This is a genomic window from Secundilactobacillus silagincola (genome assembly GCF_002583405.1).
Taxonomy (GTDB): Bacteria; Bacillota; Bacilli; order Lactobacillales; family Lactobacillaceae; genus Secundilactobacillus; species Secundilactobacillus silagincola.
On sequence record NZ_BCMJ01000063.1, the window covers coordinates 1 to 245 of the forward strand.

Genomic DNA, 245 nt, shown 5'->3' on the forward strand with positions numbered 1-245 from the left:
TTCTAAGGGCGGTGAAGCTAGATCGTAAGGACTAGTGGAGCGCTTAGAAGTGAGAATGCCGGTATGAGTAGCGAAAGATCAGTGAGAATCTGATCCACCGAATGACTAAGGTTTCCTGGGGAAGGCTCGTCCTCCCAGGGTTAGTCGGGATCTAAGTCGAGGCCGCAAGGCGTAGACGATGGCCAACAGGTTGATATTCCTGTACTAGTAAGATATGTTTGAGCGATGGAGGGACGCAGAAGGCT

Annotated in this window: 1 rRNA gene; it reads left to right on the forward strand. The window is 51.0% G+C overall.

Annotated features, from left to right (window positions below):
• Window positions 1-245: ribosomal RNA gene (locus CES82_RS12225) — 23S ribosomal RNA — on the forward strand; the annotation flags it as partial.